This window comes from Limnoraphis robusta CS-951 (assembly GCF_000972705.2).
This window is the reverse complement of the sequence record NZ_LATL02000132.1, coordinates 1-10,961: the sequence shown is the minus strand read 5'-3', so window position 1 is coordinate 10,961 and position 10,961 is coordinate 1. Positions and strand designations below refer to the sequence as shown.

The 10,961-nt window shown below is 40.1% G+C and carries 10 protein-coding genes and 3 pseudogenes; 5 read left to right on the top strand and 8 right to left on the bottom strand.

Annotated elements, in window-relative coordinates:
- Positions 1-60 precede the first annotated feature (60 nt).
- Positions 61-495 (bottom strand): FKBP-type peptidyl-prolyl cis-trans isomerase, encoded by a 435-nt coding sequence (locus WN50_RS11690; protein ID WP_046276488.1) that lies wholly within the window; start codon positions 493-495, stop codon positions 61-63.
- Between the two features lie 72 nt (positions 496-567).
- Positions 568-704: FKBP-type peptidyl-prolyl cis-trans isomerase (locus WN50_RS37520; protein ID WP_160315379.1), on the bottom strand; the 137-nt coding region annotated here is incomplete at its 3' end.
- 570 nt (positions 705-1,274) lie between these two features.
- Here WN50_RS37520 and WN50_RS11680 point away from each other — a divergent pair.
- The 3 genes and pseudogenes from WN50_RS11680 to WN50_RS36900 all read left to right on the top strand — a co-directional run bounded on the left by WN50_RS11680 (position 1,275) and on the right by WN50_RS36900 (position 4,238).
- The gene (locus tag WN50_RS11680) at positions 1,275-2,582 is read left to right on the top strand and encodes a phospholipase D-like domain-containing protein (protein WP_046276487.1); all 1,308 of its coding nucleotides are present in this window, start codon (positions 1,275-1,277) and stop codon (positions 2,580-2,582) included.
- 249 nt (positions 2,583-2,831) lie between these two features.
- Positions 2,832-3,617 (top strand): annotated as a pseudogene (locus tag WN50_RS36110) (glycoside hydrolase family 10-like protein); the annotation flags it as partial.
- Positions 3,618-3,686: 69 nt separating this feature from the next.
- Positions 3,687-4,238 carry a glycoside hydrolase family 10-like protein gene (locus tag WN50_RS36900; protein WP_425354800.1) on the top strand — a complete coding sequence of 184 codons (552 nt, stop codon included), beginning with the start codon at positions 3,687-3,689 and terminating at the stop codon, positions 4,236-4,238.
- Positions 4,239-4,426: 188 nt separating this feature from the next.
- Here the strand turns inward: WN50_RS36900 and WN50_RS31400 are convergent.
- From WN50_RS31400 to WN50_RS11660, 5 genes and pseudogenes are all read right to left on the bottom strand, one after another.
- Positions 4,427-5,109 (bottom strand): annotated as a pseudogene (locus WN50_RS31400) (Na+/H+ antiporter NhaC family protein); the annotation flags it as partial.
- A 1-nt stretch (position 5,110) separates the two neighbouring features.
- On the bottom strand, positions 5,111-5,953 hold an 843-nt coding region (locus WN50_RS31395), incomplete at its 3' end, for a Na+/H+ antiporter NhaC family protein (RefSeq protein ID WP_281062878.1).
- 403 nt (positions 5,954-6,356) lie between these two features.
- A pseudogene (locus WN50_RS33995) lies at positions 6,357-7,131 on the bottom strand (LCP family protein); the annotation flags it as partial.
- Between the two features lies 1 nt (position 7,132).
- Positions 7,133-7,985, bottom strand: an 853-nt coding sequence (locus WN50_RS33990) for an LCP family protein (RefSeq protein ID WP_235440927.1), incomplete at its 3' end; no start/stop codon positions are given.
- A gap of 87 nt (positions 7,986-8,072) precedes the next feature.
- Entirely contained in the window at positions 8,073-8,447 is a 375-nt protein-coding gene (locus WN50_RS11660; protein WP_046279577.1) for a hypothetical protein, read from the bottom strand.
- A 184-nt stretch (positions 8,448-8,631) separates the two neighbouring features.
- On the opposite strand from WN50_RS11660, the gene rpe reads away from it, so the two are divergent.
- Positions 8,632-9,333 carry a ribulose-phosphate 3-epimerase gene (gene rpe / locus WN50_RS11655; protein ID WP_046279576.1) on the top strand — a complete coding sequence of 234 codons (702 nt, stop codon included), beginning with the start codon at positions 8,632-8,634 and terminating at the stop codon, positions 9,331-9,333.
- 80 nt (positions 9,334-9,413) lie between these two features.
- Here rpe and gloA2 read toward each other — a convergent pair whose 3' ends face one another.
- Positions 9,414-9,800 (bottom strand): SMU1112c/YaeR family gloxylase I-like metalloprotein, encoded by a 387-nt coding sequence (gloA2, locus tag WN50_RS11650; protein ID WP_046279575.1) that lies wholly within the window; start codon positions 9,798-9,800, stop codon positions 9,414-9,416.
- 393 nt (positions 9,801-10,193) lie between these two features.
- On the opposite strand from gloA2, the gene WN50_RS11645 reads away from it, so the two are divergent.
- Entirely contained in the window at positions 10,194-10,784 is a 591-nt protein-coding gene (locus WN50_RS11645) for a hypothetical protein (RefSeq protein WP_046279574.1), read from the top strand.
- The last annotated feature ends 177 nt before the right edge of the window (positions 10,785-10,961 follow it).

The following is a 10,961-nucleotide window of genomic DNA, read 5'->3' as shown; positions in this document are numbered from 1 at the left end:
ATTAAAAACATCAAACTCGCCCTTGACATCTTAATCGCTAATATTTTCGCTCTTTAAGGATTAATCCACCTCAAGGAGTTGAATATCTAAAATGAGGTGATCATCTCCAAAAGAAGAATTAACAACAGACAGGACTATATTTGATTCCGAAATCTCCATAATTATAGCGGGGATTGAGGCATGAACATTCGGCACACGAACATAAACTTGTTGACCGACTTCAATTGATATATCGGCGGGCAAACTTTGCCGATCAACAACAAGAGTTGATTCTCGATCAGAAGAATTATAAGCTTGTCTTGCGGGAATAGTTATTGTTTTCGATTCTCCCGGAGTCATACCCACAATTGCCTGTTCTAAGTTAGAGATAACCTCTCCTTCTCCTACACAAAACTCTAAAGTTTCGTTATTCGTTGAAGAACTCAATACATCACCATTTTCAAGTTTGCCAACGTAGTGGACTTTTACTTTACTACCGACTTTAGCCTGTGACATTTCTTTTTTATCCCATTGTTTTAAATGGTTTTAATTTGATGAAAATTCCTTAAAATTCGCCCTTTTCTTTGNAAGTTAGAGATAACCTCTCCTTCTCCTACACAAAACTCTAAAGTTTCGTTATTCGTTGAAGAACTCAATACATCACCATTTTCAAGTTTGCCAACGTAGTGGACTTTTACTTTACTACCGACTTTAGCCTGTGACATTTCTTTTTTATCCCATTGTTTTAAATGGTTTTAATTTGATGAAAATTCCTTAAAATTCGCCCTTTTCTTTGGATGTTATAAACAAAATAAATCTAGAAACGGAGCAAGCGTTCCTTTTATTAATCATCTACTAACAGCCCGGGATTTTAAAATTTGCTTCTATCGATTCAGAAAAGTTTTGTACTTTTCTACTCCTCAAAAATCTTGCTCATCCTTTGATTATCTAATATATAGAAAACCACTACATCACTCTTGGGTTAGATCTTGGTGTACCTCGCTCGATTCTGATCGGATAACTCCCCAAGAAAAATAATCGCTTCTACTCATTGAGAAGCGGCTCGTAAAATCGGCGCTATTATAAAGATAATGGATGAGATTAGTGATATCATTGAAAATTAATAGTCACAGGATAGAGTCAATAAAACTATTACCATTCCCTCGGGTTATAACCCTCGGACGAATTTAATCCGTTGTGTGATGATTTTGAGAAAAATATTCTCTAAGTTTTATAAGATTTCTAGCTTTCTAGCGACTACTGATTGACAACCATCAACTCATTAATGCCCTTAAATGCTACCGTTTGATAACTGGTTGAGTGTAATTCTGTTGATTGGGGTTTGCATCGCAGTTGTAATCCTGATTGTTTTGTATGTTCAAGGTGTATTTCGCCGACGAATTCACTACAAAATCTTTAACTTTCCTTCCCCAACTGCTCCTGATTTTTCCCCGACGGTTGCGAGTTTATCAGATTCTTTTATCAGCAGCGCTGAGGCGACAAAATTTTGGGTAAAAGCTGATGAAATTCAACCCGCTCGTTTAAATGCAATTCGTTGCGCCCAACATCGAATTCTGTTTGAAACCTATATTATGACTCCAGGTGAACGAGCAGATGCTTTTGCAACAGCACTGATTGAAAAAGCAAATTCTGGGGTAACAGTACAAGTTGTTGTTGATAGTTATGGTGCCAAATCTGTTCCTGAACGATACTGGAAAAATTTAGAACTCAGTGGGGTAGAAGTTCGCTTTTTTAATCCCTTTAGTTGGCGCTCACCTTACGATTATCTCAAACGTAGTCACCGCAAATTACTCTTAATTGATGATCAAATTGCTTTGATTGGCGGCGCCGGAATTTCTGACTATTGGGATGGTATTCCCGAACAAGGAGATCGAGCGCCTTGGTTTGATTTTGAAGCTCAATTTGAAGGGCCAGTTGTTGAACGTTTGCATGGTCTTTTTATTCAGCATTGGCTCGACTCAGGAACAACAATTGATCTGGGTAAAAATCCTTTAACTCAAAGTTCAAATCAAACATTACAAACCTCTCTACCAACGGTATTAATAACTTCCGGTGAAGATCCGTCTTATCGAGATTCTTCTATTCGCGCTCTTTACCAAATGTTAGTGATGTCGGCTCAAAGTCGAATTTGGATTGCTAGCCCTTATTTTTTGCCTTTTTCTAATATCCAAAAACTTCTCATAGATGCAAAACATCGAGGGGTAGATGTGCGAATTTTAACGATGGGTTCAAAAACAGATAAACCCTTTGTTCATTATTCAGCTCGGGAACTTTATAAAAAATTACTCCAGGAAGGAATAGAGATTTATGAATATCAACCCAGTATGATGCACGGGAAAACCGTGTTAATTGATGACAGTTGGGTAAGTATGGGAAGCGCCAACTTTGATCCGCGTAGTTTTTGGAGTAATGATGAGTTAAATGTCTCCACTGCACAACCTTTTTTATGTCAAAATGTTGAAAACTTTCTTTCAAATGGTTTTCGTGAAAGTCACTGCATTAGTTATCAAGAATGGAAACGCCGTCCTCTGATTCAAAAAATTCGCGGGAAAGTCATGCTATTATTTTATTTGCTGTTATAACATGGGTTAACACTAGCATCATCTAGCGACGAATATCAATTATGTTCAATGGGTTTAAACAAACGCGAATCATTCCTAAATTTATCACCNCTTTCTTTCAAATGGTTTTCGTGAAAGTCACTGCATTAGTTATCAAGAATGGAAACGCCGTCCTCTGATTCAAAAAATTCGCGGGAAAGTCATGCTATTATTTTATTTGCTGTTATAACATGGGTTAACACTAGCATCATCTAGCGACGAATATCAATTATGTTCAATGGGTTTAAACAAACGCGAATCATTCCTAAATTTATCACCTTTATTTTCAGCTTGTTATTCGTTCTATTTACCCTCAAACCCGCTTTAACAATTCCTCCCCCAGTCAGGGAAATTCGCGGAGTTTGGCTCACCAATATTGATAGCGATGTTTTATTTTCTCGACGGGGAGTTACAGAAGCTTTAAATCGCTTAAAAACCCTCAATTTTAACACCATCTATCCGACAGTTTGGCAAGGCGGTTATACCCTCTATCCCAGTGCAGTCGCTCAACAATATTTCGGACAATCTCTCGACCCCACACCCGGCTTACAAAGACGAGATGTTTTACAAGAATTAGTCACCCAAGGACATCAAAAAGGATTAAGCGTTATTCCTTGGTTTGAGTTTGGATTTATGGCACCTGCTAACTCAGATTTAGCCCAACAACATCCCGACTGGCTGACTCGTCGTTTGGATGGAACATTGATTAAAAAAGAGGGAAATGACGAGCGAGTTTGGTTGAACCCTTTTCATCCCGAAGTGCAACAATTTATCCTGAATTTAATAGCGGAAATTGTCACAAACTACAATATTGATGGGATTCAATTTGATGACCATTTTGGTTTACCCTCAGAATTCGGTTATGATCAATATACCGTGAGTCTTTATCAAGCCGAACATCAAGGAAAATTACCCTCTGAGGATTTCTATGAAACCTATTGGGTAAGATGGCGAGCGGATAAAATTAACCAATTTGTAAAACGGGTTTTTGAAACCGTTAAAGCCATTGATCAAGATNATATTGATGGGATTCAATTTGATGACCATTTTGGTTTACCCTCAGAATTCGGTTATGATCAATATACCGTGAGTCTTTATCAAGCCGAACATCAAGGAAAATTACCCTCTGAGGATTTCTATGAAACCTATTGGGTAAGATGGCGAGCGGATAAAATTAACCAATTTGTAAAACGGGTTTTTGAAACCGTTAAAGCCATTGATCAAGATTGTATCATTTCCCTCTCTCCTAACCCGCTTCATTTTGCTTTACCTGCTTATTTGCAAGATTGGTTTACTTGGGAAAGAAAGGGTTGGATAGAAGAAATTGTTTTACAAGTTTATCGTCCTGATTTAGAACGGTTTATCACCGAGTTAGAACGCACAGAAGTAGAACTCGCCAAAAATCATATTCCCTTTGCAGTAGGGATTTTAAGCGGCTTAAAAAATCGTCCAACACCCATAAATACAATAGAAAAACAAGTGCAAGAAACTCGTCAACACCAATTAGCAGGAGTCTCTTTTTTCTTCTATGAAAGTCTCTGGAATTGGGCGGAAGAATCTCCGAGAGAACGTCAAAATAAACTGCAAAAACTCTTTCCTACTCAAGCTTTACGTCCCTCGGTTTATGGATTAAATTAAACAGNTTGCAGTAGGGATTTTAAGCGGCTTAAAAAATCGTCCAACACCCATAAATACAATAGAAAAACAAGTGCAAGAAACTCGTCAACACCAATTAGCAGGAGTCTCTTTTTTCTTCTATGAAAGTCTCTGGAATTGGGCGGAAGAATCTCCGAGAGAACGTCAAAATAAACTGCAAAAACTCTTTCCTACTCAAGCTTTACGTCCCTCGGTTTATGGATTAAATTAAACAGAGGGATTAAATACAAATAAAACGCATAGGGAAGACAGCTAAAATCACTCATCAATAGCGTTACTGGAACTAACCCCGCAATATTCCAAGGAATTAAAGGAGAGATCACGACAACGGTATTTTCCAGATCAACAGCTAATTGATTATTATTGAGTTTTAAGCTTTGATATCTTTTTTGAACGAGTTGTTGGGTGAGTAAAATAGCGATGGTTTGTGTACAACCATAGGCGGCTGAAACAGTTCCGATGAACATTGTCGCTAAAAATAACTGTCGTTGAGATTTTGCTTTGTTTAAAAACAGTTCAATGAAGTTTAAAATATGAGTTTCGGCTAATATTCCGGCTAAAGCTGTCGAGACAATCACAATTAAAACGACTTTTGACATGGCAATCATTCCGCCTCCAATTAAAATTGATTGTAACGGAGAAGGTTCATTCAGATAAAATCCCCTCAAGGTAAAATCCAATAATTCCAGAAGACTGTATTGTTGATAAAATATAGCAATCACACTCGCAATTCCGATACTAATGATCATGGAAATTTTGACTTCTACTTGAAAAACTGCTAAGATAAAGATGACTAGCGCAGGTAATAATAAAAGCGGCTGGGGATTGAAAGTTTGAAGAAGTTCTGAGTGCANTTCATTCAGATAAAATCCCCTCAAGGTAAAATCCAATAATTCCAGAAGACTGTATTGTTGATAAAATATAGCAATCACACTCGCAATTCCGATACTAATGATCATGGAAATTTTGACTTCTACTTGAAAAACTGCTAAGATAAAGATGACTAGCGCAGGTAATAATAAAAGCGGCTGGGGATTGAAAGTTTGAAGAAGTTCTGAGTGCAAAATTGTATTTGTGATTGAGATGGGATACAATTGTGATAATATTAAATAGATAAGACTCGTTAAAATAAAGGGAATTAATCCCGTTTTCAGCATATTTTTAATATTAGTATAAAGTCGAGTTTGAGTCAGACTCGCGATTAAATTCGCACTCGATGACATCGGAGAACAGCGATCGCCAAAATAAGCCCCAGAAAGAATCGCTCCCGCCACTAAATTTGAATTTACCGCACTGTTACTCGCCATAATCATTAAAGCAATACCAATCGTTCCCACGGTTCCAAAGGAAGTCCCAATTAAGAGAGAAACTAAACTTGTTAACAGGAACGCTAATAGGATAAAATAGTTAGGGTTAATTATTTGAATGCCATAATACACTAAACTCGGTACAGTTCCGGCTGTCATCCAAGTCGAAGTCACGGCGCCAATTAAAAGTAAAATGATGACAACAGAAAAAGACTTCTTTGCACCTGAAAAAGCCATTTGCATTAAGTCTTTAAGTAAAAAGCCTCGCCTCAGCAGAACCGCGATCCAAAGCAGTGTAGAAGCCAATAAGGAATAAAAAATAAAGTACCCTTTGAGGGTACTAAAAACTAACAAGATAAAAGATAAAATTAGGGTAATAAGTAAATCCATGCACATTAGAGCAGAGAGGAGACTAGAGACGGAATACGATGTTTAGAAGTTTTCTGACTCCATCAAGATGAATTGATATATAGCGCTACTTGAATCGGGAACAGGGAACAGGGAACAGGCAACAGCAGACTATGAAAGGATTCTAGGATGTAGAAATGTCCTAACCNGGGAACAGGGAACAGGGAACAGGCAACAGCAGACTATGAAAGGATTCTAGGATGTAGAAATGTCCTAACCGAATTTTGTACTGCTATATTAACGGACTTAAAAACAAAAAGAAAGGCAAAAACTTTATCTTTTTTAGGGCTAGAATTGAGTCAGGATAAGTTCGATATCCATCCCAAATAACTCAAAAATGCTTCTTCTTTTTTTTGGTGAGTCTGATGCACCCCAATCAAGCAATTTAGTTAGAGTTTCTAATCCTCAACTCCTTTAAATCATCGTTGGCTTCCGTTTCCGTTTCCGTTTCCGTTTCCCTTGGGTTTAATTGCTGTTTTTTCTCGTATTTTTCCAGCCAATCTCGCCCCAACTGAATCGTCACATCAGACTCTAAAAATCCCGTACTTTCAACCACCACTTGTCCAAATCCTAAAGCCCGTTGAATCGCTTCTGCACTCTGAGTATCGCCATCTTGAGCAACAATTCGAGTCACATCTAAAGGCTGAGTCCAGGGTTTAGCAACCTTAACATTCCAGAATCCGTCTTCGTTAAGTTCCACCACAAAACCATCAACCGCAGCCCAATCATCTGTGCTATCTTGAATCGCAATTCTCAAATCTCGGCTATCAACATTTTCAAAGCGCCAAGAATCATAGCCAAAATCAAAATGTTTAGCCAAAATTGCATCTAAGCGGCTGTAGTCTGGTAGCCAATAACTGGCTTTATAATCTTCTGGATCGCTAAATTTCCCCGGAACCATCAACATCTCAATATCTTCGGGCTTGACATTACTAGCAAAATTCACCAACGCCACTAATTCCTCTAAGCTTAAATTCGTGTCAATATGAGACTGAATAATCGAAACAAGCTTCGGAAGTCGGGAAATCGTCCCCACATTTAACGCCTGTTCCATGAAAGCTCGCATCAACATTTGCTGTCGCTGAACCCGCCCAATATCACCTAAACTATCGTGACGAAATCTCAAAAATTGCAACACTTGAGCGCCATTAAGGTGATGTNGAAGTCGGGAAATCGTCCCCACATTTAACGCCTGTTCCATGAAAGCTCGCATCAACATTTGCTGTCGCTGAACCCGCCCAATATCACCTAAACTATCGTGACGAAATCTCAAAAATTGCAACACTTGAGCGCCATTAAGGTGATGTTGACCCTGTTCCAAATTGATATATAAATGTTGGCTATCATCGCTATATTTCATCTCCTTGGGAACATAAACATTTACACCTCCCAAAGCATCAATCAGTTTTTCAACACCGAGAACATTCACCCGAACATAGCGATCAATACCCACACCACCTAACAGTTCACTCGTTGCTTTTGCACTCAAAGCAGGGCCGCCAGAATAGTTCGCATCATTAATTTTAGTCATCCCCATTCCCTCAACATAGGTACGAGTATCACGGGGAACAGACAAAACTTTCAGCTTCTTTTCCGCCGGGTCAAACCTCAGCAACAGCATCGTATCCGATAACCCTTTAAACGAATCTACAACGGCGTGATATCCCAAATCTTCCTGTGATTCATCTTCCAAGTCAGACGTGAGAACCTTAATCCCTAAAACCAGAATATTAACGGGACGAGTTAACTCAGGAAAACGCAAATTTCCCCGAGCCATTTGACCCTTAGAAAACACAGCCGCCTCTTCCGGTGTCAGCTTTTGCTGCATCAACGGCGTGGTTGACAGGGAAACGGCGAGTAATGCGCCTGCGGTTGCAGAGATTGTGGCAACTCCCGTTAAGCCTAAAGCCAATCCTAGCCATCTTCCGGGGCCTGATTGGGTGAATTTCTTGAGAACAGGTTGAGCAGTTCGATGTTGGCGCAATAAATGGTTATGATTTCTACGAGCAGACACAGGCTTCCTCACACGCAAGATAAGGTTTTTACAAAAAAAAGAGTAGTTTTGATCAGATCTGAAAACCGGGAAAAACTGTCTCCAGACTTAAGAAAGATGTTTGCCAAGCAACCGTTCCGCCAGTTGACTCATTCCTGGCAACCATAGGGGCTGACGTTGCCAAAGGCGAATCATTAACCCAAAACAGACTATAAAATAACTTGTGGTCAACACGCTACTACCGAGCAATAGAGGCAGGCTCCAAATTTCCACCGCACTAGAGCCAGCCTCCAATGCCAAATGTCCGAGTAGCCAGCCCAGAGCCAAGGTCACAGCTAACCGACTGGTGCGGAGATGTTGCGGTGTTCCCTGACGGCGATATAAACTCCAAAGCGCAGGGAATACACCAATCACAGGAACCAAATATACAAACAGTCGAACGTGTTGGTCATCCGGATATTCTAGGGGATCGATTTTATTCATAGAACCTCTTGTCGCTCCTTAGGCTTTCCATCAATACAAGTATATTTGGGGTTGAGATAGGTGTTTCCGACAAAACAAGTTGATCCCTGATGGCATTTCCAAAACTCCTAAGCTGCGGTACGGACGGCTGAACAAATTCTGATACACTGAATACAACCCCAGATGTAGGAGAACATATTACACCATGAGCCAGTCCCCAAAACACACTGTTATCTCTCCATCCATATTATCTGCTGATTTTAGCCGCTTAGGAGACGAAGTTCGAGCAGTTGATGAAGCTGGCGCCGATTGGATTCACGTGGATGTGATGGACGGTCGTTTTGTTCCTAATATTACCATTGGTCCGTTAATCGTAGAAGCAATCCGACCTGTGACTCGCAAACCCCTCGATGTTCACTTGATGATTGTCGAACCGGAAAAGTACGTTGAGGATTTTGCTAAAGCGGGTGCTGACATTATCTCGGTTCACGCTGAACACAACGCCTCTCCCCACCTCCACCGCACTTTAGGTCAAATTAAAGAACTCGGTAAGCAAGCGGGTGTTGTTCTTAATCCTTCGACTCCTTTAGAGTTGATTGAGTACACCTTGGATCTTTGTGATCTCGTGCTGATTATGAGCGTTAACCCCGGTTTTGGTGGTCAAAGCTTCATTCCCAGTATGGTGTCCAAAATCCAAAAGTTGCGTCAAATGTGCGATGAACGCGGCTTAGACCCTTGGATTGAAGTAGATGGCGGTTTGAAAGTTAATAACACTTGGCAGGTTTTAGAAGCGGGTGCTAATGCGATTGTAGCAGGTTCTGCTGTGTTTAAAGCGTCTGATTATGCTGAAGCGATTACAGGAATTCGCAACAGCAAGCGTCCGGCTCCAGAGTTAGCGACTGTATAAAAAAACGGCGTTTAAAATCTCAAGCTTAAGATGCACAATTTAGGAGTCAGGTTCATTCTGACTCCTCCTGTTTCTCACAATTAATGTTCATAGATTTCTAAGGGTAAATTATCGGGATCTTTGAAAAATGTAAATCGTTTTCCGGTGATTTCATCGGTTCTAATGGGTTCGAGTTCAACGCCTTTTGATTGCAGTAGAGCAATAGATTCATCTAGATTTTCTACTTCAAAGGCTAAATGTCTCAAACCGCAAGCTTCTGGACGGTTAGGACGTTCAGGTGGATTTTCAAAGGAAAATAACTCGATTTGATCGCGATCGCCAACTCTTAAATCCAGTTTATAGGAATTTCTCGCCGCTCTAAATGTTTCTTCAATAATCGGAAATCCTAAAATATTCACATAAAAATCTTTGGATTTCTCATAATCAGAGCAAATAATCGCCACGTGATGAATTCGACTCGGTTTCATAGATACAAATTAGGGTGTCAGGAGATAGTGAACAGGTGACAGGTGACAGGTGACAGGTGACAAGGAAAAGAACTGATAACTGTAAAAACTGGTCACTGATTACTGTTCACTGGTCACTGTAAAAACTGGTCACTGATTACTGTTCACTGGTCACTGTAAAAACTGGTCACTGTCAAGACTAGATTAACAGATTTTGCAAAAATGAGTTTGATCTGCTATAATACAGGACTTGTTTAACTCAAACTCTACAGTTGGAATATCTTCAGTATCAGTTCAGAATGAACTAGACGAAATACTACATATAGAGTTAAGATAAACAGACTATCCCCGAAAACACTATATATAGAAGCTTCGGGACAATATAAAAGTTCCAGGATCTAGGTGTAATCTATTATGTCTAAGAACTTAGTCACGGCGGGAATCATTGTTCCGGCTAAATGGCCATTGGCGCGAGTTTGGTTAGAAGTCTCAGCTTTGCTCGGTATAGCCCCTCGACAAATTGAACATTTAGAGATGTGGCAACACCAAATCTGGGTTAAAATAATAGGGTCAGGAGCAATCTTCGTAAGCTATCGCTGCCTACCGCTTTGGATAGAACAAGGGTTAGAGGCGATTTCTCAATGTCGCGATCGCGATCGCCTCAACCAACTCGGAGAAATCTTCAGTCGCGAAGTCCAACGCTATGGCTCCCAGTACAATTGTACCGCCGTTGAACAATGGCGATCAGCATGGGGTGAAAAAGCCAAGCAACTCAAAATAGATGAAGAACGGCTCAAACCCTTGCGAGAACGTCAGCAAGCCTGTCTACAATGGCAAGAAGGATGGCGGCAAGTTCTACGCTACTGTGGTAGTGTTGAATCCTTAGAAGGGCTAGCACCGGAAATCAAAGTGCAAACCCAGCAGTTTGAGGACTTACCGGAAAGTAAGACCGTTATGGAACTGTGGCATCAACGCTGGAAAGAAATCACCCACGCTAGTGCGTAGCAATTTGCACGAAAATTCCGGATAACACTGACATTTTTTCGGTAGAGACAGTATAGAAAGTCTCTGCTTTTTCAGTATAATCTCGCTGGTATAGCAGTACAAAATTCGGTTAGGACATTTCTACATCCTAGAATCCTTTCATAGTCTGCTGTTGCCTGTTCCCTGTTCCCTGTTCCC